Here is a 22,257-nt window from a genome sequence, read left to right on the forward strand (position 1 = left end):
TCGGCGGGCCCATGCGTTCGTCCATTGCAAAGCGAGACCCGGATGACAGGAGCAACACCCCTTATATGAGCACGGCTTTCAATCAGGATCGCCTCGAACGGATTGCGCCCTTTCTGAAGGCGAAATATCTCGATACCGGGCGCATGCCGCACGCCGCCGTGCTTGTCGGCACCAAGGACGGGCCGTCCTTTCATTCGCTGCAAGGCGATGCGCGTGAAGGCCAGCCACTGGCCGAGGACACGATCTATCGCATCGCCTCCATGACCAAGCCGCTCACCTCCATCGCTTTCATGCAGCTGGTGGAACAGGGCAAGGTAGCGCTCAGCAATTATGTGCATGACGTGATCCCCGAATGGAAGAATCTGGGCGTGTTCCAGGCCGGTGGCGGCGAAGCGCCGTTCCAGTCCCGCCGCCCAAAGCGCCCGATGCAGATGATCGATCTGCTGCGCCACACCTCCGGCCTGACCTATGGTTTTCAGGAGCGCACGCCGGTGGATGCGGCCTATCGGCGAGACAAGCTGGACAGCTTCAATGCGCAATATGATCTGGAGACCTTCCTCAAGAAGATCGCCGAATATCCGCTGCTGTTCGATCCCGGTGAAAGCTGGAACTATTCCATCTCCACCGATGTGCTGGGCGGCGTCATTCAGCGGATCGCCGATCAGCCGTTCGACGCCTATCTGAAAGAGCATGTGCTGGATCCGCTGGGCATGGAGGATACGCATTTCGAGGTGCCCAAGGACAAGGCGGACCGCCTGGCCGATGCCTATTATTTCCACAGCGCCGAGAAAAAGAAGCTGTTCGATCCCGGCGGCCCGATGAGCAAATGGGCCAATCCGCGCGCCATGCCCTCGGGCGGCGGCGGCTTGGCCTCCACCATCGGCGATTATGAACGCTTCTGCCGCATGTTGCTCGGTCAGGGAGAATATGAAGGCGCCCGTGTGATCGGTCGCAAGACGCTCGATCTCATGACCGCCAATCACCTGCCCGGTGGCAAGGATCTGACCGAATTGTCCGTCAGCCTGTTCTCCGAAGCGGACAATGCCGGCGTGGGCTTCGGCCTCGGCTTTGCCGGGACGATGGACCCGCACAAGACGCTGACGCCCGGATCGGCCGGCGATTTCTACTGGGGCGGCATGTTCTCGACCGCCTTTTTCATCGACCCGGCCGAAGAGCTGTTCATGATCTTCATGACGCAGCTGATGCCCAGCTCCACCTATCCGGTGCGCCGGGAACTCAAGACCATGATCTACGCCGCGCTGGAATAACCGGCGGTCAGGGGCAAGCCCCTGCCGATGCGGCGATCACCATTTCCATCCCATCCGTCAAAACAAGGAAAACATATGACAGACTCCCCCATTTCCACCACCCGCGAAGGCGATCTGCTGATCGTCACGTCCAACAATCCGCCGGTGAACGCACTGGGCGCCGCCGTGCGCACCGGCCTCACCGCCGCGCTGGACGAGGCAGAGGGTGACGACAGCATCAAGGCGCTGGTTCTGCGCTGCGAAGGCCGCACCTTCTTTGCCGGGGCCGACATCACCGAATTCGGCAAGCCGCCGGTCGAGCCGCTGCTGCCCGCCGTGATCGAGCGCATGGAAGCGTTCGGCAAGCCGATCGTTGCCGCGATCCACGGCACCGCGCTGGGTGGTGGCTGCGAGACGGCGCTGGGGTGCCATTATCGCATCGCCGTGCCGTCCGCCAAGATCGGCACGCCCGAGGTGAAGCTCGGCCTGTTGCCCGGTGCCGGTGGCACGCAGCGCCTTCCGCGCGTCGCGACGGTCGAGCTGGCGCTGGAGATGACCGCCAAGGGCGATCCCATCTCTGCCAAGAAAGCGCATGAAGCCGGCTTGATCGACCGCCTGGCGGGCGAAGATACGTTGCGCGAGGAGGCCATTGCCTTTGCCAATGAAATCAAGGACGCCCGCCCCATTCCGCGCGTGAGCGAGATGGAAGCCAAGGCGGACGCTGGTGTGTTCGACGAATTCCGCAAGGCCAATGCGCGTAAATTCCATGGCTTCGATGCGCCGGAAGCCAATATCAAATGCGTGGAAGCGGCCACGCAGATGCCTTTCAAGGAAGGGATCGCGTTCGAGCGCGAGCAGTTCGGCAAGCTGATGTTCGGCAGCCAGTCCGCCGCCATGCGGCACCTGTTCTTTGCCGAACGCAAGGCGGCCAAGATTGACGATGTGCCGTCCGACATTCAGCTGCGCGAGATCAAGAAGGTCGGCGTGATCGGTGCGGGCACCATGGGTGGCGGCATTTCGATGAACTTCCTGCAGGCCGGCTATCCGGTCACCATCGTCGAGATGAAGCAGGAAGCGCTGGACAGCGGCACGGGCGTGATTCGCAAAAATTATGAGAACAGCGCCGCCAAGGGCCGCTTCACCAATGATCAGGTGGAACAGTGGATGGGTCAGCTGACCGGTTCGCTGAGCCAGGACGATCTGGCCGATTGCGATCTGATCATCGAAGCGGTGTTCGAGAATATGGATGTGAAAAAGGAGATTTTCGGCAATCTCGATCGCATCTGCAAGCCGGGCGCAATCCTGGCGTCCAACACCAGCTATCTTGACGTGAATGAGATCGCTGCGGCCACCAACCGCCCCGGTGATGTAGTGGGCATGCACTTCTTCTCGCCTGCCAATGTGATGAAGCTGCTGGAAGTCGTGCGCGGTGAAAAGACCGACAAGGACGTGCTGGCCACGGTGATGGATGTCGCCAAGAAAATCCGCAAGGTCGCCGTCGTTGCCGGTGTGTGCGATGGCTTCATCGGCAACCGCATGCTGAAGCCGCGTCAGGTGGAAGCCAACAAGCTGCTGATGGAGGGCGCGACACCCAGCCAGATCGATAAGGTGCATACCGATTTCGGCATGCCCATGGGGCCGTTCCAGATGGCCGATCTGGCCGGTGTGGATATCGGTTGGCACCGCGATCCCACCCGCATCGAGAATATCCGCGATGCGCTGGCCGCAGAAGACCGCTGGGGTCAGAAGAAGGGCGCCGGTTTCTACGATTATGACGAGAAGCGCCGCCCCTCCCCGTCACCACGCGTGGCAGAGATCATCGAGGATTTCCGCAAGAAATCGAACGCCGAAGTGCGCGAGATCAGCGATGAGGAAATCATGGAGCGCACGCTGTACCCCATGGTGAACGAAGGCGCGCTCATTCTGGAAGAGGGCATCGCCCAGCGCGCCAGCGACATCGATGTGGTGTGGATCTACGGCTATGGCTGGCCGGTCTATCGCGGTGGCCCGATGTTCTGGGCCGATCTGGAAGGCGCCAAGAAAATCCTCGCCGGGCTGGAAAAGCATGAAGACAAGTTCGACTTCAAGATTTCCAAACTGCTTCGCGAGAAGGCGGACAAGGGCGAGCGGTTCAACTGATCCCGCTTCCCGATCACCAATAGAAAAAGGCCCGGTAGCGATACCGGGCTTTTTTTCTGTCTGCTCTCACCTATCGATCAGATGCCGCGAATATCGACATCGACCACGCGGCCACGCTGGATGGTGCAGGTGAAGCTGCCCCGGTCATAATTGTTGCGTCCGCGATTGCCCCAGCGGTTGCCACGGCGATCATATTCATTGATCACGATATTGCCGCGCACGCGCACACCCCGGCGCAGGCGATCGACGTCGCGCACTTCGGTCACACGAACATCGCTGCCATAGCGGCGGCCCTCATATTGCGCGGCCTGCACGCATTGCTGGATGGCCTGCGAACCGCGATTATATTGCGCGCTGCCGCGATAATATTGATTGTCGTTATAGCCACGCGTCGGATAGCCATTCGTATTGGGATAGCGATTGTAGCGGTCGTCATTGTCGCTGGCCGCCGCAATAATGGCGGCAAGCCCACCCAAAATGGCCACGCCGGCGATGACTTCGCCGGCGCCGATGCCGCCACGATCCCGGTCGCGAAAGACCTGCGCATTGGCGGGGGCCGCCGTGGACATGAGCACGGCCGCACCGACAGCCGAACCGATTAGCGTTTTCTTCAAATATGTCATGGGTCGTGCTCCTTTATATCTTCCCCGCTGCATGGTCCGTTCTAGCGAGGTCGTTGTGACCCCGTTCTGAACTGCACTGGCAGCGATTGTTAATAAAGGAAGCTATTTACATGAACAGACTGCCGGACTCCGCCGCTTGATAGACGGGCCCGGCAGCGATGATCAGTTTTTCGTCAGGTCCAGCCCGGTGCCGTTCGCCAGGAAGGCGTAGATATCGGCATATTCGGCGATCAGCTTGTCGGTCGGCTTGCCCGAACCGTGGCCGGCACGGGTTTCGATCCGAATGATCTTCGGCATCGGCCCCGTCTCGGTTGCCTGCAGCCGCGCGATATATTTGAAGCTGTGTCCCGGCACGACGCGGTCGTCCGTATCGGCGGTCGATACGATCACGGCGGGGTAATCCGCCTTCACCTTGCCAATCGTGTGATAGGGCGAATAGCTGATGAGGTTGCGGAAATCCTCTTCCCTGTCCGGATAGCCATAATCATCGACCCAGTAGCGCCCGGCGGTGAACCGGTCGAAGCGCAGCATGTCCATCACGCCCACCGCGGCATGCGCGGCAGCAAACAGATCAGGCCGTTGATTGACGACGGCGCCCACCAGAAGGCCACCATTCGAGCGGCCCTCGATCGCCAGCTCTTCCGGCCCGGTAAAGCCCTCTGCCTTCAGATACTCGCCTGCCGCGATGAAATCGTCGAACACATTCTGCTTGTTGAGCAATCGCCCGCCGTCATGCCAGGCCTTGCCATATTCCCCGCCGCCGCGAAGATTGGCCTGTGCGAACACGCCGCCCTTGTCGATCCACGCCATGCGAAGCGGAGAGAAGCCGGGCGTCAGCGAGATATCGAAGCCGCCATAACCGTAAAGAAGCGTTGGCGCGGGCCCGGTCACGTCTTTTCGGCGCACCACGAACATCGGAATCCTGGTGCCATCCTTGCTGGCGTAGAAGCGCTGCTCGGTCACGTAATCATCGGGGTTGAAGGCCAGCTTGGGCGCTTCCCAGACCATGGGCGTCTCGGAGGCCATGTCGAGCCGGTAGACCGCGCCGGGCTGCGTGAAGCTGGAAAAGGCAAAGAAGGTCTCGTCCTGGTCGGCATCGCCGCCAAAGCCGCCGACCGAGCCGATGCCGGGCAGCGCAAGGCTGTGCCGGTTGGACCCGTCCAGATCGGCGATCGTCACCTCGTTCTTGGCATCGACCAGATAGTTCAGCACCAGCTTGCCACCGACGATCGACGCGCTGTCGATCACGGATTCGCCTTCAGGCACGATCTCGGTCACATCGGCCTCGGTCCCCGTCACCGGCATGGTTACGATACGCAGCCTGGGCGCGTCCTTGTTGGTGGCGAAATAGAGCTGGTCGTCGACCTGTCCGAGCATGCGCCAATCGTTCTTCAGCTCCGGCACGATCACCCGCGCCGCCGGCGTTTCGGCGGTCAGATCGATCAGGTTCAGGCGATAGGCGCTGTCGGTGCCGGAGGAGCTGGTCACCAGGGCAAAGCGGCCATCATCGGTCATCTCGGCCACATGGTTGAGCTTGGGCTCGTCCGGCGTGGCAAAAAGCAGCCGGTCGGCCGATTGCGGCGTGCCGAGCGCATGATAATATACCGCCTGCTGCTCGTTCAGCGCCTGAAAGGTTTCGCCTTCTGCCGGCTCGGGAAAGCGCGAATAGACGAAGCCCTTGCCGTCCTTGGTCCAGTCGAGATTGGAGAATTTCACCCATTTGATCTCGTCGCCGGTCGGCTCACCAGTGGCCACATCCAGCACGCGGACGGTGCGCCAGTCGGTCCCTCCGTCCTGAATGCCATAGAGAAGATGCGTGCCGTCGTCGCTCGGCACCCATTCGGCCAGCGCGGTCGCGCCGTCCTTGGACCATGGATTGGGGTCGATCAGCACACGGCCCTCACCGTTCAGCTGATCGCGCACATACAGCACCGACTGGTTCTGCAGCCCGTCATTGCGGGTATAGAAATAATGCCCACCCTTGACCGTCGGCACACCGAAACGCGCATAGTCGTAAAGCTGCTTCATGCGCTGCGCGAGGGCATCCCGCCCTGGCAAGGTCGCCAGATAGGCGTTGGTGGTATCGACCTCGGACTGCACCCAGGCGGCCACCTCCGGGTCTTCCCGCACGTCATTCTCCAGCCAACGATAGGGGTCGGCCACCTTCACGCCAAACTGCTCTTCCACCACATCGCCCTTGCGGGTCTCGGGATAGGTCAGGCCTGGCGCTGCGGTATCGCTGTTCGTCGTCGCGCGCTCCGTTGTCTGCGCGCAAAGGGCGGCGGGCAGACTGAGCGCAAGAGCGGTGGCGGTAAGCAGCGAGGATGTGCGCATGAATGGGAGCTCCGGATTGTAGATACGAAAAAGGCCATGACATCCGTCGATGCCATGACCCGAATTCTGTTATAGTGCGCTCAGATGAACACAAGCTGTCAGATAACAGCTTTGGGAAGAATTGGCCTCAGGCCGCTTCGTCCTCATATTCGTCGGCGTTCATCACCGGGCCGCTATCCTGGCCGCGTGCGCTCTCGTCACGGTCCACCAGCTCGATGACGGCCATCGGCGCCATGTCCGACTTGCGGAAACCGGCCTTGATGACACGGCTGTAGCCGCCGCTACGGTCCGAATAGCGATCGGCCAGCGTGTCGAACAGCTTGGCGAGCTGCGTTTCGTCCATCAGGCGGCTCTGCGCCAGGCGACGGTTGGACAGGCCACCCTTCTTCGCCAGCGTGATCAGCTTTTCGATATAGGGACGCAGTTCCTTGGCCTTCGGCACGGTCGTCACGATCTGCTCATGCTTGATCAGTGCCGCTGCCATGTTGCGCAGCAGCGCGATACGGTGCGAGCTGGTCCGCTGAAGCTTCCGCTTGCCCATTTTATGACGCATGATTGTATCTCCGTTCGTAAGGGGTCCGTATGAGGTAACCCAGTCCAGGCTCTTTTAATGGGAAGAGCCATATCCCATAGATGGCCACCCCGCCGTCGACGGGGTGGCGGATGACTTAACCGAGCAGTTCCTGCTCCAGCTTCTTGGCCATTTCCTCGATATTCTCCGGCGGCCAGCCAGGAATGTCCATACCGAGGCGCAGGCCCATGCTGGACAGCACTTCCTTGATCTCGTTCAGCGACTTGCGACCGAAATTCGGCGTGCGCAGCATCTCGGCTTCGGTCTTCTGAACCAGATCGCCGATATAGATGATGTTGTCGTTCTTGAGGCAGTTGGCCGAACGCACCGAAAGCTCGAGCTCGTCGACCTTCTTGAGAAGATACCGGTTGAGCTGGTTAGCATCGGACTCTTCACCCATGGGCGAAGCGGCCTGGCCGACCGGCGCGCTGGACTGCGTCATCGCTTCTTCGAAGTGGACGAAGATCTGCAACTGATCCTGAAGAATGCGCGCGGCATAGGCCACGGCGTCTTCAGGTGTCACCGAACCATCGGTTTCCAGCGTCAGCGAGAGCTTGTCGAAATCCAGTTCCTGGCCAACGCGGGCATTGTCCACCTTGTACGCCACCTGGCGTACAGGCGAATACAGGCTGTCCACGGGGATCAGGCCGATCGGCGCGTCGGCCGGACGGTTGGCGACGGCAGGTACATAGCCCTTACCGCTATCGGCGGTCAGCTCCATGTTCAGCGTCGCGTCTTCGTCGAGATGACAGATGACGAGATCCTTGTTCATGATCTCGATATCGCCGGACACGGCAATGTCGCCGGCCTTGACTTCGCCGGGGCCGGTCTTCGACAGCTGCAGGCGCTTGGGGCCTTCGCCTTCCATCTTCAGCGCGATCTGCTTCACGTTGAGGACGATGTCGGTCACATCTTCGCGCACACCGGCGAGCGAGGAGAATTCGTGCAGCACATTTTCGATCTTGATCGAGGTGATGGCTGCGCCTTGCAAGGAAGACAGAAGCACGCGGCGCAGCGAGTTACCGAGAGTCAGGCCAAAGCCACGCTCAAGCGGCTCGGCAACCAGAGTGGCCTTGCGCTTGACGTCGCCGGCGGACTTCAGTTCGAGATTGCTGGGCTTCTTGAGTTCCTGCCAGTTCTTCATATTGACAGCCATGGAATTCCCCTAAAGTTCGGGCCCCGGAGCATCAGAGGACCCTCATGTGAATGTGCGCGGGGCGGGATGAAAGCAGCGCCGTCCGCCCCCGGCCGGCGGCCCGGATCAGCGGGCTTCCCCGAAAGGAAGCCCCACTGCCGGACCCTGAAGGGGGTTCAGACCCTCCGGCGCTTGGATGGGCGCACGCCATTATGCGGGATCGGCGTCACGTCGCGGATCGAGGTGATGGTGAAGCCCACCGCCTGTAGTGCGCGCAGCGCGGACTCGCGACCCGAACCGGGGCCCTTCACTTCGACTTCGAGCGTGCGGACACCGTGATCGGCGGCCTTCTTGCCTGCGTCCTCGGCCGCCACCTGAGCGGCGTACGGCGTGGACTTGCGGCTGCCCTTGAAGCCCATCATGCCGGCGCTGGACCAGCTGATCGCATTGCCCTGCGCGTCGGTGATGGTGATCATGGTGTTGTTGAAGCTGGCGTTCACATGCGCAACGCCGGCGGTGATGTTCTTGCGCTCGCGCTTGCGAATACGCTGGGGTTCACGTGCCATTTGGGTATTCCTTCAAAAATTGAAGGGGGATGTTGCCATTCCCGTCGCTCTGCGGAGGCCGAAGCCTCCCGCGGAGAAATAGGGAAAACAGTCCCCCGGACTGTTTTCTGGTCCTATTTCTTCTTGCCGGCGATCGGCTTGGCTTTACCCTTGCGGGTGCGCGCATTGGTGTGCGTGCGCTGGCCACGGACGGGGAGACCCCGGCGATGGCGCAAGCCGCGATAGGAAGCGAGATCCATCAGACGCTTGATGTTCATCGCGGTCTCGCGGCGAAGATCGCCTTCCACGGTGTGCTCAGCGTCGATCGTTTCACGGATCTGCAACACTTCCGCGTCGGTCAGATCCTGAACGCGGCGGCTGTGGTCGATGCCCAGCTTGTCCGCGATCTCAACGGCCTTCGTGCGGCCGATTCCGGTGATATAAGTCAGCGCAATAATTACGCGCTTGTTAGTGGGGATATTGACCCCAGCGATACGTGCCATTTATTCTTAAACTCCTGCTCCACAGGGAGGGCCCGGACGGGCGCCCTATCTCATCGCGTGAAACCGAACGCACGAAAGCCAGCGGCGCATAGCAGGCGCTGCTGGTACCTTCCGTTTTTCGGATGCTGCTTGATTTAGGAGTGAGTCGCCATGCTGTCAAGCGGTGTGGCGCAACTTGGCCAGCGGCACGCCGTCTTCATTCCGACCGCCGGCGGGCAGAGCGTCAGCCCTGCCCCTTGGTCTTGGTCCTGCCATTGGCTTTGTGCGTTTCCATGAATTCGATGATCTTGGTTGCCACGTCAATACCGCTGGCATTCTCGATGCCTTCCAGCCCGGGCGAACTGTTCACTTCCATGATGACCGGCCCGTGATTGGAGCGCAGGATATCGACGCCTGCGACGTTGAGCCCCATCACCTTGGCCGCGCGAACGGCCGTGGAGCGTTCTTCCGGCGTGATCTTGATCGACTTGGCCGATCCGCCGCGATGCAGATTGGAACGAAAATCCCCTTCGGCGCCCGTGCGCATCATGGAGGCAACCACCTTGCCGCCGATGATGAAGATGCGAATGTCCGAAGACCCCGCCTCCTTGATGAACTCCTGCACCAGGATGTTGACGTTGGCGCCGCGAAACGCCTCGATCACCGACTTGGCCGATTTCTCGGTCTCCCCCAGCACCACGCCGATGCCCTGTGTGCCTTCCAGCAACTTGATCACCACCGGCGCGCCGCCGACCATCTTGAGCACTTCGTCGGTCTGCTTGGGATCATGCGCAAAGGCGGTCACCGGCAGGCCTAGACCATGTTTGGCGAAAATCTGCATCGAGCGCAGCTTGTCCCGGCTGCGGCCGATGGCGACGCTTTCGTTCAACGGCCACACGCCCATCATCTCGAACTGCCGCAGAACGGCCAGACCATATTGCGTGATGGACGCGCCGATGCGTGGAATCACCGCGTCATAACCGAGCAGCGGCTCACCATTATGGCGCGCGCCGGGGCGATGGGACACGATGTCCATCGTCACCCGCAGCGTATTGAGAATATCGATCTCATGACCGCGTTCACGCGCCGCCTCCACGATACGCTTGTGCGAATAAAGATTGGCGTTGCGCGCCAGCATCGCGATTTTCATGCGTCTCTCTCCTCAGGGCGGCCCAGCATCCAGCGCCGCGCGCAATTCACGCGAAAACCCCGCGCCAATGCCCGCCGCCCGATGAGAATCGGAAAAGCCATTGCGCGCCTATTGGCGAGAGTCAGATGCCCGGTCCACGTAAAATCGCCCATGCGCATGGTTGTCTCGATAACATAGCGCAATTGCACCTCTCCATTGGAGGATTTGATCTTGCGCCGCGCCACGGCAGGCGCGGTAATTTTGCAAGAGGGCTCATCCTGATGCACGCGCGTCCAGAACTCGACCATCAGCCCGTCATCGGTCTCGATCGGCTTCAAGCGCGTGGCATGGATCGACGACGTGGCCGCGCCGGTATCGATCTTGGCACGAATATGGTGCAGCCCGAGATCCGGCAACTGCACCAGCTCCGCCCATCCAATCTCCACCGGCTGGGACAATTTGCTGCGTGGCTCACGCGCCCTTTCGGGCATTTCCCATTCGCTGGTCACATCACGCCATAGGCAAGCATTGCGTCGGCCACCTTTTCAAACCCGGCAATGTTCGCACCACGTCGATAATCGACCGATCCGTCATCGCATTCGCCAGCCTTACGGCATTTGTCATGGATGTCGGTCATGATTTCGGTCAGCAGATCATCCAGCTTTTCGCGGTCCCAGTGCATGCGTTCGGCATTCTGGCTCATCTCCAGGCCGGACACCGCCACACCCCCGGCATTGGCGGCCTTGGCCGGAGCAACCGTCACGCCCTTTGCGCGAAAGACGTCCATCGCGTCTGCCGTGGTCGGCATATTTGCCCCTTCCACCACATAGGCGATATCGTTGCCGGTGAGCGCTTTGGCGGCGCCTTCATCGATCTCGTTCTGCGTGGCACAGGGCATCGCGACGTCGGCATCCATTTGCCAAGGCTGTTTGCCCTCATGATAGGTGATGTCATCAAATTCGTCCGCCGCCTCGCTTATACGGCCGCGCTGTTCGAATTTCAGGGTCTGGATCCAATCCAGCTGATCACCAGTCAGACCGTCCTCGATCTCGATCGTGCCGTCACTGTCCGACAGGCTAAGCACCTTGGCCTCGCAATCGATCAGCTTCTGCGCGGCATATAGTGCCACATTGCCGCTGCCCGACAGAATGACCGATTTGCCCTTCAATTCCTCATCCTGCGCCGCGAGCATTTCGCGCAGGAAATAGACCGCGCCAAAGCCGGTGGCCTCGGGCCGCATGCGGCTGCCGCCATAGGGCATTTCTTTGCCAGTCAGCACACCCTCCCAGCGGCCGGTGATCCGCTTATATTGCCCGAACAGATAACCGATTTCGCGCGATCCCACGCCGATATCGCCCGCGGGCACGTCAACATCCGGGCCGATGTGGCGGTATAGCTCGGTCATGAAACTTTGGCAGAAACGCATGATTTCGGCGTCGCTCTTGCCATGCGGATCGAAATCCGACCCGCCCTTGCCTCCACCCATAGGCAGACCGGTCAGCGAATTCTTGAAGGTTTGCTCAAAAGCCAGGAATTTGAGAACGCTTTCATTCACCCCGGACGAGAAGCGCAGGCCGCCCTTATAGGGGCCGATCGCGTTGTTGTTTTGAACGCGCCAACCACGCTGCACCTGCAGATGCTTGTCATCATCCTCCCATACCACGCGAAAGCTGATGATCCGGTCCGGCTCCGCGATGCGCTGCAGGATCTGCGCATTGTGATAGTCCGATCGGTCCTGGATCCATTCGTAAATATCCTCGGCGACTTCGCCGACGGCCTGAACGAATTCATCCTGATGGGGGTTGCGGTCCTTCACGCCTTGCATGAAGTCTTCGAGCGTTGGGCATTTGCGGGAAATAACAGGCCTCTCGATATGCTTGGGATGGATCTACCCAAACAACCGGTGTCGCCGATTATCGGTTCCGGCCCCTACCCTTGCCGTCCTCACTTATCGCCGGGAACCGTCTTTTGGGCAGCGCCGGTTGCGGGCGCATCAGCCGCTGCGTCGACCAGCCTGGCCAGGCCCGACAGCTGCTGCCCGATGACACCATCCACCGCCGGGGCTATTTCAGCCACCGGATATCGCATGAAGCCGCCAACGACATATTTAAAGGTGATCAATGTGCCGCCCTCACTCGGTTTCAGACCGATGGTCAGCGTGCCGCTTACCCCTTCGGACTGCAACGGCCCCAGCGCGCCGGTCATGCGCAGCACCTTTGGCGGCTCCACATAAACCACCTGCATATGCTGTACGCTGCCGCTGTTCTCCAGTTTGCCACCGCGCTGCTCGCGGATACGCTCACAGAAACACCCGCCCGCCTGCATATCGAGAAAGAAATTGTCGCCATCGCCGGTGAAGCTATGCCGCTCGTCCCACCAGCGGTTCGGTGCAGCCAAGACGGCCCAGACATCGTCCGGAGATGCTTCCACCTGCGCCTGATGTTTGACGGCAAAGCCCATGCCCGACTGCGCCTCCACTTCCGCAGCGGCGGGAGCGGAAAGCAGGACCGGACAGGCGGCAAAAGCAGCGAGCGCAAGATATCTGTTCATGGCTCTACCGTAGCCCGGCGCGCCAAAGCACGGCAAGCGCCAAGACCGTATCCGGTAGCAGCTGGGATTTGAAGGACGACCGGTGGGTCAGGCAGACGCGCCAATGCGCATCGGTCAGGCTTTCAGAACCTCTTCGATTTGGGCCTGTACCGCGTCCATGGAGCCCATGCCGTCGATGCGAGTCACGATGCCACGCGCATCATATAGCGGTAGGATTGGCGCCGTCTTGGCACGATAGTCGGCCATGCGCTTGCGCACGGTCTCTTCATTATCGTCCGGACGGCGCTTGAATTCCTCGCTTCCGCATTCGTCGCAGACGCCCGCAGTTTCCGGCTGCTTGTAGCGATCATGATAACCAGCGCCGCAGCGTGCACAGGTGTAGCGGCCGGTAATCCGGTCGACCAGGGCTTCCTCGTCAACTTCAAGCTCGATCACATGATCCAGCTTGCGATTGCGCCGATCCAGCAGATCATCGAGCGCATGGGCCTGCGCTTCGGTGCGTGGATAGCCATCGAAAATGGCGCCGGTGTCGGGACCAAGCTGGTCCAGTCGATCGTCGATCAGGTCGCTGACCAGCTGATCGGAAACCAGCTCACCGGCATCCATCACGGCCTGCACTTGCTTGCCGAGATCGCTTCCGGATTTCACCGCGGCGCGCAGCATGTCTCCAGTCGAGAGCTGCACCATCGCATGCTCGGCTTCCAGACGATGTGCCTGCGTGCCCTTGCCGGCGCCAGGAGGCCCCAGCAGAATGATGTCCTTGGCCATAATCAATCCCCGTCCCGGCTCGTTTATTCACGTCGCGGCGTCGCCCGTCCGGCGACTCCCGCGCGGCGTCTTATAGACGCGAACGACCGCCCTTCAACTTCGCCTTCTTGATAAGATCGCCATACTGATGGGCGATCAGGTGGCTCTGGATCTGGCTGACTGTGTCAATCGTCACGTTCACGACGATCAGCAGGCTGGTCCCGCCGATCACGAAGAACTGCGTCTGACCGGTTGCGCCGATCACATATTCCGGCAGCAGGCAGACAACCGCCAGATAGGCAGACCCCAGCACCGTGATGCGCGTGAGCACATAATCCAGATAATCCTGCGTGTTCTTGCCAGGGCGGATGCCCGGAATGAACCCGCCCTGCTTCTTGAGATTATCTGCGGTTTCCTCGGGATTGAAGACCACCGCGGTGTAGAAGAAGCAGAAGAAGACGATCCCCAGACCATAGAGCAGCAGATAGAGCGGCTGCCCGTGGGCCAGATACTGATTGATGGTGATGATCACGTCGCCAAAGGCTGTGTCACCGGTCAGATTGCGACCGGCGAAGTTAGAAATCGTCACCGGCATCAGCAGCAGCGAGCTAGCGAAGATCGGCGGGATCACCCCGGCGGTATTGACCTTAAGCGGCAGATGGCTGCGATCCGCCTGCATCATGCCGCGCTGCGTGGCGCGCTTGGGATACTGGATCAGTACCCGGCGCTGTCCGCGCTCCATGAAACAGATGAGCAGGATCAGCACGATGAACATGCCAACGAACATCAGCACCATGCCGGCGCCCAGGCTGCCTTCGGAAAGACCGGCGCCAAGCTGACCGATCAGCGTTGGAATCTGGGCGATGATGCCGGCCATGATGATCAGCGAGATACCGTTACCGATGCCGCGTGCGGTGATCTGTTCACCCAGCCACATCAGGAACATGGTGCCGCCGACCAGGCTGATGACCGCGACGACGCGGAACATGAGGCCAGGCTCAACCACTGCCTGCATGCCGGAAGACGCGGCCAGCGTTTCCAGGCCAGCGGCAAGGAAATATCCCTGCATCGCGGTCAGGAACACCGTGCCGTAACGGGTATACTGGTTAAGCTTCTTGCGCCCGGCCTCGCCCTCTTTCTTGATCGCGGCCAGCGATGGAGATAGCGATGCTGCCAGCTGCACCACGATCGACGCGGTGATATACGGCATCACGCCCAGCGCGATGAGGCTCATGCGCTGCAGCGAACCGCCGGAGAAGGTGTTGAAGATATCCAGCACGCCGCCCTGCGCGTTGTTCGCGTAGAGTGCGGCAAGCGCAACCGGATCGATACCCGGAAGCGGGACGAAGCTTAGCAGGCGGAACACGATCAGCGCGCCAAGCGTAAACCACAGGCGCTGCTTGAGTTCGGTTGCCTTACCGAATTTCGAAAGACTGATATTGGCAGCCATTTGTTCGGCTTTGGAAGCCATGCGCGATACCCTCTTAACGTTCCCGCCCTGATGTTCCGACGCCGCGACTCCCGGCGCGGGTACAGACCATTCGCAAGGCGTCTATATCGGGCCCGCAGGCCCGGCTGGCAAGGGAGGCATTGCAAAGCGCCCCCTGCGCATAAAAAACCGCCCGCTCCGGCGATGCTAATTTCTGTCCTTCCGCCCTCTCACGAAGGCGAAGGAAGGTCGATCAGCACAGCCGCAGCGGGCGTGGATATTACTTCTTGGCTTTGGCGGCCTTCTTGTCGGCGCTCTTCTGCTTCTTGGCTTCGGCGTCGGCATCCACCTTCTTGGCGATGACTTCGACCGTACCGCCGGCCTTTTCGACCGCCTCGATCGCACCCTTGGATGCACCGGCAACGACGAAGTTTGCCTTGGTGGTCAGTTCGCCCTTGGCGAGCAGACGCACGCCATGCTTGCCGCCGCGTGCCAGACCAGCAGCCTTCAGCGCGGCATGGTCGAACGCGTTCTTCGCGTCCAGCTTGCCGGCGTCGATGAACTTCTGGACCATGCCCAGGTTCACTTCGGCATAATCCTTGCCGAACGGATTGTTGAAGCCGCGCTTCGGCAGGCGCATGTGGAGCGGCATTTGGCCACCCTCAAATCCCTTGATGGCAACGCCGGAACGGCTCTTCTGGCCCTTCTGGCCACGGCCGGAGGTCTTGCCCTTGCCGGAACCGATGCCACGGCCGACCCGCATCTTGGATTTGCGGGCACCGTCATTGTCACGGATATCATTGAGTTTCATAAGTCTGCACTCGCTTTCGCTTTGTTCGCGCTGGGGACGTCCAGGCCGGCTGGCCCGGGATGTAAAAATGTCCATGGGCCTGAAACAGGCCCGGGCCTTTCGGCGTCGGAGGCTTGCTCCTTACCAAAAGACCCGGACTTGTTAAAGACCGTTTGTAGAAAGGCTATTCAGCCCTCGACAACCTTCACCATATGGGGAAGCTTGGCGATCATGCCGCGAATTTCGGGCGTGTCTTGAAGCTCAACCACACGACCGATCTTGCCGAGGCCGAGCCCAGCCAGCGTCTTGCGCTGGTCCTTGGGACGGCGGATCGGCGAGCTGGTCTGCTGGATCTTGATCATGGTTTTTTCGTTCTTAGCCATGCTGATTACTCCGTGACCGCCGCGGCTTCCGCCTCGGCTGCCTGCTGATCGGCACCGCCGCGTCCGAGCAGATCCGCAATCTTCTTGCCACGGCGCGCCGCGACGGACTTCGGACTGGTCTGATCGGTGAGCGCTTCGAAGGTTGCGCGGATCATGTTGTAGGGATTGGACGTGCCGACAGACTTGGTCACCACATCGGCAACGCCAAGGCTCTCGAAGATAGCGCGCATCGGGCCACCGGCGATGATGCCGGTACCGGCAGGCGCCGAACGCAGCGTCACCTTGCCCGCACCGAAGCGGCCATTGCCGTCATGATGCAGCGTGCGGCCATCCTTCAGGGGAACGCGGACCATGGCCTTCTTGGCCGCCGCGGTTGCCTTGTTGATCGCTTCCGGCACTTCGCGTGCCTTGCCGTGACCGAAACCGACCCGCCCCTGACCGTCACCGACCACGACCAGCGCGGCAAAACCGAAGCGCTTACCGCCCTTCACCGTCTTGGACACGCGGTTGATGTGGACGAGCTTTTCGATCAGCTCTTCGCCGCCATCGTCGTTGCGGCCGCCACGGCCACCACGATTGTTGTCGCGACCACCACGGCCACCACCGCGATTGTTGTCACGGCCGCCGCCACCGGGGCCACCACGGCCACGGCCACGGGCGCCCTGACGGCCAGTGTCGTTGCGTGTGTTCTCGATGGTCTGCTGGTTCGCCTTGGGATCGAGAACCGCCTCGGGCTGGTTGCCCTCGCCGGTCGTGCCTGGCTTGGCAGCGCCTTCGTTGGGTTGTTCGTCAGCCATCATTAAAACTCCAGTCCGCCTTCGCGCGCGGCATCCGCCAGCGCCTTGACCCGGCCATGAAAGAGGAACCCGCCGCGATCAAACACGACATTGGTCACGCCAGCCTTCTTCGCAGCTTCGGCCACGCGCTTGCCGACTTCGGCAGCGCCATCCGATGTAGCGGCGTTCTTGGCTTTCGCGCCCTTGTCCAGCGACGATGCGGAGGCAAGCGTCTTGCCCTCCTTGTCGTCGATGATCTGTGCATAGATATGCTGGCCCGTCCGGTGAATGGACAGACGCGGGCGGTTGAGGCCCTGCTTGCGGAGCTTCGCGCGGACCCGGGCCCGGCGGCGTTCGAAAAGAGACATTTTCGCCATGGCTTATTTCTTCTTCCCTTCCTTGCGGAAGATATACTCGCCGCGATACTTCACGCCCTTGCCCTTGTAAGGCTCCGGCTTGCGCCAGCGGCGAATCTCGGCAGCAACCTGCCCAACCTTCTGCTTGTCGATGCCGGAAATCTCGATCGTGATCTGATCCGGCGTCTTGATATCGATGCCATCGGGAATGGCGAAATCGACGTCGTGGCTAAAGCCGAGCTGCAGTTTCAGGATCTTGCCCTGAACATTAGCACGGTAACCAACGCCGTTGATCTCGAGCACCTTGGAGAAACCCTCGGTCACGCCATCGACTAGGTTCTGGACCTGGGTACGCTGCATGCCCCAGAAGGAGCGCGCACGCTTCGTCTGGTTGGCCGGGGTCACCGCGACCTCGTTATCGTTCAGGTCGTACTTCACCTCGTCCAGGGTCGGCATGGTCAGCTCGCCCTTCGGTCCTTTGACCGAGAGCACAGCGCCGTCCATCTTTGCCGTCACGCCAGAAGGCAGTGCGACCGGTTTTTTACCGATGCGGCTCATCAGAATACCTCCGCGAGAACCTCGCCGCCAACATTCTGTTCGCGCGCTTCCGCGTCGGACAGAACGCCCTTTGGCGTCGAGACGATGGTGATGCCAAGGCCATTGCGGACCCGTGGCAGATCCTGGCTGCCGGAATATACGCGGCGGCCAGGCTTGGAGACACGCGCGACATGCTGGATCGCGGGCTGTCCTTCGAAATATTTCAGCTCGATGCGGATGCCTTCATGCTGGCTGCGACGGCCGATATTTTCAGCCGTGTAACCGCGAATATAACCTTCGCGCTGAAGAACGTCGAGCACCCGCTGGCGCAGCTTGGAGGACGGCGAGATAACGCTGTCCATCTTTGCCTGCTGGCCGTTGCGGATACGGGTGAGCATATCGCCCAGGGGATCGGTCAATGCCATGATTTAAATCCTTACCAGCTCGACTTGGTCACACCGGGGATCAAGCCTTTATTGGCCAGATCGCGCAGCTGAATGCGGCAAAGCCGGAACTTGCGGTAGTAAGCACGGGGACGGCCCGTCGTCTCGCAACGGTTCCGCACGCGGGTGGGATTCCCGTTGCGCGGAATTTCCGCCATCTTCAGACGCGCAATCAGACGCTCGCTCTCATCGAGAGACTGGTCTTTTGCCTGTGCCTTGAGCTTTGCATATTGGCCGGCGAATTTCTTCACCATGCGCTTGCGACGCTCATTCTTGTTAACGGAACTCAGTTTCGCCATGACTTAAGTTCTCTTCCTTTCTTAAGGAAAAGAGGCGTTGCCCTCAGGCCGCCTCCTTCTCCTGGGTTTCATCCTGGGGGAACGGAAAGCCGAACAGTTGCAGCATCTCGCGTGCTTCTTCATCGGTCTTGGCCGATGTCGTCACGATAACGTCCATCCCGCGAACCTGGTCGATCTGATCATAGCTGATCTCGGGGAACACGATCTGCTCTTTCAGACCCATGGCGAAATTGCCACGGCCATCGAAGCTCTTCGGATTCAGCCCGCGAAAGTCGCGAATACGCGGCATTGCGATGTTGGTCAGACGGTCCAGAAATTCGTACATGCGCTCACGGCGAAGCGTTACCTTCACACCGATCGGCATGCCTTCACGCAGCTTGAACTGCGCGATCGACTTCTTCGCCATGGTGATCACCGGCTTCTGGCCAGCAATCAGTTGCATTTCCTCAAGAGCGCTCTGGACCTTCTTCTTGTCCTGAGATCCCTCGCCCACACCCATGTTGATCGTGACTTTCTCGATCTTGGGTACGGCAAAAGAATTCGTGTAACCGAACTTCTCGGTCAACGCCTTGACGATTTCCTCGTCATATTTCTTGCGGAGGCGCGGCACATAATCAGCCATCGATTGTCTCCCCGGACTTTACGGCGACGCGAACGCGCTTGCCGTCTTTCTCTTCGAAACGAACGCGGGTCGGCTTGCCATCCTTGGGATCGGCGAGTGCCACGTTCGAAATGTGCAGGGGCGCCGGCTTGCGGTCGATGCCGCCCTGCGGGTTTTCCTGCGTCGGCTTGCGGTGCTTGGCGTGGACGTTGATTCCGTCCACCAGCAGCTTGCCGTCCTTGGGCATAACCCGGGTCACCTCACCGGTGCGGCCCTTGTCCTTGCCTGCGAGGACGACAATCTTGTCGCCCTTCTTGATCTTAGCCATCGCCATGTCAGAGCACCTCCGGAGCCAGCGAAATGATCTTCATGTGCCGCTTGGCACGAAGCTCGCGAACCACGGGGCCGAAGATACGCGTACCGATCGGCTCCTGGTTGTTGTTGACCAGCACGGCGGCATTGCCGTCGAAACGGATCACCGAACCATCGGGACGGCGCACATCCTTGCGGGTGCGCACGATGACGGCACGGTGCACGTCGCCCTTCTTCACGCGGCCACGCGGGGCAGCTTCCTTCACCGACACCACGATGATGTCGCCGACGCTGGCGGTACGACGCTTCGACCCGCCCAGCACCTTGATGCACTGGACGCGCTTGGCGCCGCTGTTATCCGCGACGTCTAGAGTGGATTGCATCTGGATCATGGATCCGGTTCCTTCTTCCTGGCTTGCCGGGACGGGCCCGGTAGTTCCTAGTTACTTCAAGATCGGGCTCAGGCTTCCGCCGGCTCGACCACTTCATTTACCGCTGCCGGCGCATCGGCTTCCGCACGGCCACCGACCTGCTCGAGCACGCGCCAGGTCTTGTTCTTGGAGATCGGCTTGGTCTCCTCGATGCGGACCACCTCACCGGTGCGGAACTTGTTGTCCTCGTCATGGGCGGAGTACTTCTTCGAGCGGCGCATGATCTTGCCGTAAAGAGGATGCTTGATCTTCCTCTCCACGAGCACGACGACCGTCTTGTCCATCTTGTCCGACACGATCGTGCCGGTAAGTACGCGCTTGGGCATATTCTTCTATCCTTCCTCAGGCGCTCTTCGCGGACGCAGCAGACTGGCTCTGGGCCGTCGCGGCGCGTTCCGTCTGCAGCGTCTTGATGCGCGCAATAGAGCGACGCACTTCGCGCACACGCGCGGGCTTTTCCATCTGGCCGGTCGCAGACTGAAAGCGCAGGTTGAACTGCTCCTTCTTCAGCTGGCCGAGCTCGGTCTGGAGCTCATCGTCGCTCTTGGCGCGAAAATCTTCGACAATCTTGCTCATGTTCAGCCTTTCAGGTGTGATTCGTCGCCAAGACGGGCGACCACCTTGGTCTTGATCGGCAGCTTCATCGCTGCACGCTCGAACGCTTCGGCGGCCAACGGACCAGCCACGCCGTCCAGTTCGAACAGGATGCGGCCGGGCTTCACACGTGCAGCCCAATATTCGACCGAACCCTTGCCCTTACCCTGACGAACTTCGGCAGGCTTCTTGGACACTGGAACGTCTGGAAACACGCGAATCCAGAGACGACCCTGACGCTTGATGTGACGCGTGATCGCACGGCGAGCCGCCTCGATCTGACGCGCGGTAATCCGCTCAGGTTCCATCGCCTTAAGACCATAGGAACCGAAATTCAAGGTGGTGCCGCCTGGCGCCTTGCCCTTGATCCGGCCCTTGAAGGCCTTGCGATACTTCATTTTCTTCGGTTGCAGCATCTTGCTTTACCTTATCCTCTAACCCTGGCGATCAACGAGCAGGCCGGACGCCGGAGGTTTGAGCCTCCATCATCAGCCGGTCGGTTGCCATGGGATCATGGGCCATGATCTCGCCCTTGAAGATCCACACCTTGATGCCGATGATGCCATAGGCAGTCAGCGCCTCGGCTTCGGCATAATCCACGTTCGCACGCAGCGTGTGGAGCGGAACGCGGCCCTCACGATACCATTCCGTACGCGCGATCTCGGCACCGCCAAGACGACCGGCGCAAACGATCTTGATGCCTTCGGCACCCAGACGCATGGCGGACTGCACGGCGCGCTTCATGGCGCGGCGGAACGCGATACGGCGGATCAGCTGATCGGCGATGCCTTGCGCAACAAGCTTGGAATCGACTTCCGGCTTGCGGATCTCGACGATGTTCAGTGACACGTCGCTCTGAGTCATGTTGCTCAGCGCGCGGCGCAGCTTTTCAATGTCTGCACCCTTCTTGCCGATGATCACGCCGGGACGCGCCGCATAAACGGACACGCGGCACAGCTTGGCAGGCCGCTCGATCACGACCTTGGAGATCGCGGCCTGCGGCACGGTTGCCATGATGTGCTGACGGATCTTGAGATCTTCCATCAGAAGACGGCCATAGTCATGCCCTTCGGCATACCAGCGGCTGTCCCACGTCCGGTTGATCTGAAGGCGCAGGCCGATCGGATTGCTTTTATGACCCATGGCTTACGCCTCCTCTTCCTGCTCGCGCACCACGATACGGATGCGGCTGAACGGCTTGATGATCTGGCTGGCGCGGCCGCGGGCACGGGCCCGGAAACGCTTCATGCGGATCGACTTGCCGACGCTGGCTTCCGATACGACCAGCGCATCGACATCCAGATTGTGGTTGTTCTCGGCATTGGCGATTGCAGAGGCGAGTACCTTGCGGACATCCTCGGCCATGGCCTTCTTGGAGAACTGCAGCACATTCATCGCATCTTCCACGCGGCGGCCACGAATAAGGCCTGCCACAAGGTTCAGCTTCTGCGCCGAGCCCTTGACCATCGTACCGACGGCCAGCGCTTCATTCTCTTCGACGCGGCGGGGGTTCTTGACCTGTCCCATCAGCGTTTGCCCTTCTTGTCAGCGCCGTGACCGTGGAAGGTCCGCGTCGGCGCGAATTCGCCCAGCTTGTGGCCAACCATGTCTTCATTGACGGACACAGGAATGAACTTGTGCCCGTTGTAGACGGTGAAGGTCAGGCCGACAAACTGCGGCAATATGGTGGACCGGCGCGACCAGGTCTTGATCGGCGTGCGGCTGGACTTGTCCTGTGCGTCCTCTGCCTTCTTGAGAAGGTAGAGATCGACGAACGGCCCTTTCCAAACAGAACGTGCCATGG

General features: G+C 60.6%; 30 protein-coding genes. 2 read left to right on the top strand and 28 right to left on the bottom strand.

Annotated elements, in window-relative coordinates:
- Nucleotides 1–65 precede the first annotated feature (65 nt).
- On the top strand, nucleotides 66–1,268 hold the full coding sequence (locus G410_RS0106410) for a serine hydrolase domain-containing protein (RefSeq protein ID WP_022672828.1): 1,203 nt from the start codon (nucleotides 66–68) through the stop codon (nucleotides 1,266–1,268).
- 75 nt (nucleotides 1,269–1,343) lie between these two features.
- Nucleotides 1,344–3,386 carry a 3-hydroxyacyl-CoA dehydrogenase NAD-binding domain-containing protein gene (locus G410_RS0106415; RefSeq protein ID WP_022672829.1) on the top strand — a complete coding sequence of 681 codons (2,043 nt, stop codon included), beginning with the start codon at nucleotides 1,344–1,346 and terminating at the stop codon, nucleotides 3,384–3,386.
- A gap of 77 nt (nucleotides 3,387–3,463) precedes the next feature.
- On the opposite strand, the gene G410_RS0106420 is transcribed toward G410_RS0106415, so the two are convergent.
- The 28 genes from G410_RS0106420 to rpsS form a co-directional block, all read right to left on the bottom strand.
- Nucleotides 3,464–4,009, bottom strand: a complete 546-nt coding sequence (locus tag G410_RS0106420; protein WP_022672830.1) for a hypothetical protein — start codon at nucleotides 4,007–4,009, stop codon at nucleotides 3,464–3,466.
- Between the two features lie 162 nt (nucleotides 4,010–4,171).
- On the bottom strand, nucleotides 4,172–6,343 hold the full coding sequence (locus G410_RS0106425) for a prolyl oligopeptidase family serine peptidase (protein ID WP_022672831.1): 2,172 nt from the start codon (nucleotides 6,341–6,343) through the stop codon (nucleotides 4,172–4,174).
- Nucleotides 6,344–6,470: 127 nt separating this feature from the next.
- On the bottom strand, nucleotides 6,471–6,896 hold the full coding sequence (gene rplQ, locus G410_RS0106430) for a 50S ribosomal protein L17 (RefSeq protein WP_022672832.1): 426 nt from the start codon (nucleotides 6,894–6,896) through the stop codon (nucleotides 6,471–6,473).
- A 115-nt stretch (nucleotides 6,897–7,011) separates the two neighbouring features.
- Nucleotides 7,012–8,070, bottom strand: a complete 1,059-nt coding sequence (locus G410_RS0106435) for a DNA-directed RNA polymerase subunit alpha (RefSeq protein ID WP_022672833.1) — start codon at nucleotides 8,068–8,070, stop codon at nucleotides 7,012–7,014.
- A 155-nt stretch (nucleotides 8,071–8,225) separates the two neighbouring features.
- Nucleotides 8,226–8,615: a 30S ribosomal protein S11 gene (gene rpsK, locus G410_RS0106440; protein WP_022672834.1), complete on the bottom strand. Its 390-nt coding sequence runs from the start codon at nucleotides 8,613–8,615 to the stop codon at nucleotides 8,226–8,228.
- Nucleotides 8,616–8,728: 113 nt separating this feature from the next.
- Nucleotides 8,729–9,097: a 30S ribosomal protein S13 gene (gene rpsM / locus G410_RS0106445; RefSeq protein ID WP_022672835.1), complete on the bottom strand. Its 369-nt coding sequence runs from the start codon at nucleotides 9,095–9,097 to the stop codon at nucleotides 8,729–8,731.
- A gap of 223 nt (nucleotides 9,098–9,320) precedes the next feature.
- On the bottom strand, nucleotides 9,321–10,226 hold the full coding sequence (rimK, locus tag G410_RS0106450; protein ID WP_022672836.1) for a 30S ribosomal protein S6--L-glutamate ligase: 906 nt from the start codon (nucleotides 10,224–10,226) through the stop codon (nucleotides 9,321–9,323).
- Nucleotides 10,223–10,714 (bottom strand): ATP-dependent zinc protease family protein, encoded by a 492-nt coding sequence (locus tag G410_RS0106455; RefSeq protein ID WP_022672837.1) that lies wholly within the window; start codon nucleotides 10,712–10,714, stop codon nucleotides 10,223–10,225. Before G410_RS0106455 ends, rimK begins: the two co-directional genes overlap by 4 nt.
- Nucleotides 10,711–12,030, bottom strand: a complete 1,320-nt coding sequence (gene gdhA / locus G410_RS0106460) for an NADP-specific glutamate dehydrogenase (RefSeq protein WP_022672838.1) — start codon at nucleotides 12,028–12,030, stop codon at nucleotides 10,711–10,713. Before gdhA ends, G410_RS0106455 begins: the two co-directional genes overlap by 4 nt.
- A 119-nt stretch (nucleotides 12,031–12,149) precedes the next feature.
- Nucleotides 12,150–12,755 (bottom strand): SRPBCC family protein, encoded by a 606-nt coding sequence (locus G410_RS15895; RefSeq protein WP_022672839.1) that lies wholly within the window; start codon nucleotides 12,753–12,755, stop codon nucleotides 12,150–12,152.
- A 114-nt stretch (nucleotides 12,756–12,869) separates the two neighbouring features.
- On the bottom strand, nucleotides 12,870–13,523 hold the full coding sequence (locus G410_RS0106470) for an adenylate kinase (protein WP_022672840.1): 654 nt from the start codon (nucleotides 13,521–13,523) through the stop codon (nucleotides 12,870–12,872).
- A gap of 70 nt (nucleotides 13,524–13,593) precedes the next feature.
- The gene (gene secY / locus G410_RS0106475) at nucleotides 13,594–14,973 is read right to left on the bottom strand and encodes a preprotein translocase subunit SecY (RefSeq protein ID WP_022672841.1); all 1,380 of its coding nucleotides are present in this window, start codon (nucleotides 14,971–14,973) and stop codon (nucleotides 13,594–13,596) included.
- 238 nt (nucleotides 14,974–15,211) lie between these two features.
- Nucleotides 15,212–15,742, bottom strand: coding sequence for a 50S ribosomal protein L15 (rplO, locus tag G410_RS0106480; protein WP_022672842.1), 531 nt, complete (start codon nucleotides 15,740–15,742; stop codon nucleotides 15,212–15,214).
- A gap of 167 nt (nucleotides 15,743–15,909) precedes the next feature.
- Nucleotides 15,910–16,104 (bottom strand): 50S ribosomal protein L30, encoded by a 195-nt coding sequence (rpmD, locus tag G410_RS0106485; RefSeq protein ID WP_022672843.1) that lies wholly within the window; start codon nucleotides 16,102–16,104, stop codon nucleotides 15,910–15,912.
- 5 nt (nucleotides 16,105–16,109) lie between these two features.
- Nucleotides 16,110–16,904: a 30S ribosomal protein S5 gene (gene rpsE / locus G410_RS0106490; RefSeq protein WP_022672844.1), complete on the bottom strand. Its 795-nt coding sequence runs from the start codon at nucleotides 16,902–16,904 to the stop codon at nucleotides 16,110–16,112.
- On the bottom strand, nucleotides 16,904–17,257 hold the full coding sequence (rplR, locus tag G410_RS0106495; RefSeq protein ID WP_022672845.1) for a 50S ribosomal protein L18: 354 nt from the start codon (nucleotides 17,255–17,257) through the stop codon (nucleotides 16,904–16,906). The genes rpsE and rplR overlap by 1 nt, the downstream gene beginning before the upstream one ends.
- Nucleotides 17,258–17,260: 3 nt before the next feature.
- Entirely contained in the window at nucleotides 17,261–17,794 is a 534-nt protein-coding gene (gene rplF, locus G410_RS0106500; protein ID WP_022672846.1) for a 50S ribosomal protein L6, read from the bottom strand.
- The gene (gene rpsH, locus G410_RS0106505; RefSeq protein WP_022672847.1) at nucleotides 17,794–18,198 is read right to left on the bottom strand and encodes a 30S ribosomal protein S8; all 405 of its coding nucleotides are present in this window, start codon (nucleotides 18,196–18,198) and stop codon (nucleotides 17,794–17,796) included. Before rpsH ends, rplF begins: the two co-directional genes overlap by 1 nt.
- An 11-nt stretch (nucleotides 18,199–18,209) precedes the next feature.
- On the bottom strand, nucleotides 18,210–18,515 hold the full coding sequence (gene rpsN / locus G410_RS0106510) for a 30S ribosomal protein S14 (RefSeq protein ID WP_022672848.1): 306 nt from the start codon (nucleotides 18,513–18,515) through the stop codon (nucleotides 18,210–18,212).
- A 43-nt stretch (nucleotides 18,516–18,558) separates the two neighbouring features.
- Entirely contained in the window at nucleotides 18,559–19,137 is a 579-nt protein-coding gene (gene rplE / locus G410_RS0106515) for a 50S ribosomal protein L5 (protein WP_022672849.1), read from the bottom strand.
- Nucleotides 19,130–19,450, bottom strand: a complete 321-nt coding sequence (gene rplX / locus G410_RS0106520; RefSeq protein WP_022672850.1) for a 50S ribosomal protein L24 — start codon at nucleotides 19,448–19,450, stop codon at nucleotides 19,130–19,132. The genes rplE and rplX overlap by 8 nt, the downstream gene beginning before the upstream one ends.
- 1 nt (nucleotide 19,451) lies before the next feature.
- On the bottom strand, nucleotides 19,452–19,820 hold the full coding sequence (gene rplN, locus G410_RS0106525) for a 50S ribosomal protein L14 (RefSeq protein ID WP_022672851.1): 369 nt from the start codon (nucleotides 19,818–19,820) through the stop codon (nucleotides 19,452–19,454).
- A gap of 68 nt (nucleotides 19,821–19,888) precedes the next feature.
- Nucleotides 19,889–20,185, bottom strand: coding sequence for a 30S ribosomal protein S17 (gene rpsQ / locus G410_RS15900; RefSeq protein WP_022672852.1), 297 nt, complete (start codon nucleotides 20,183–20,185; stop codon nucleotides 19,889–19,891).
- 16 nt (nucleotides 20,186–20,201) lie between these two features.
- The gene (gene rpmC / locus G410_RS0106535; RefSeq protein WP_022672853.1) at nucleotides 20,202–20,435 is read right to left on the bottom strand and encodes a 50S ribosomal protein L29; all 234 of its coding nucleotides are present in this window, start codon (nucleotides 20,433–20,435) and stop codon (nucleotides 20,202–20,204) included.
- A gap of 2 nt (nucleotides 20,436–20,437) precedes the next feature.
- A complete protein-coding gene (rplP, locus tag G410_RS0106540) occupies nucleotides 20,438–20,869 on the bottom strand; it encodes a 50S ribosomal protein L16 (RefSeq protein ID WP_022672854.1) in 432 nt (143 codons plus the stop codon).
- Nucleotides 20,870–20,900: 31 nt separating this feature from the next.
- Nucleotides 20,901–21,596 carry a 30S ribosomal protein S3 gene (gene rpsC, locus G410_RS0106545; protein ID WP_022672855.1) on the bottom strand — a complete coding sequence of 232 codons (696 nt, stop codon included), beginning with the start codon at nucleotides 21,594–21,596 and terminating at the stop codon, nucleotides 20,901–20,903.
- Between the two features lie 3 nt (nucleotides 21,597–21,599).
- Nucleotides 21,600–21,980, bottom strand: coding sequence for a 50S ribosomal protein L22 (rplV, locus tag G410_RS0106550; protein WP_022672856.1), 381 nt, complete (start codon nucleotides 21,978–21,980; stop codon nucleotides 21,600–21,602).
- A complete protein-coding gene (gene rpsS, locus G410_RS0106555) occupies nucleotides 21,980–22,255 on the bottom strand; it encodes a 30S ribosomal protein S19 (RefSeq protein WP_022672857.1) in 276 nt (91 codons plus the stop codon). The genes rplV and rpsS overlap by 1 nt, the downstream gene beginning before the upstream one ends.
- Between the last annotated feature and the right edge of the window lie 2 nt (nucleotides 22,256–22,257).

This window comes from Novosphingopyxis baekryungensis DSM 16222 (assembly GCF_000420305.1).
GTDB lineage: Bacteria > Pseudomonadota > Alphaproteobacteria > Sphingomonadales > Sphingomonadaceae > Novosphingopyxis > Novosphingopyxis baekryungensis.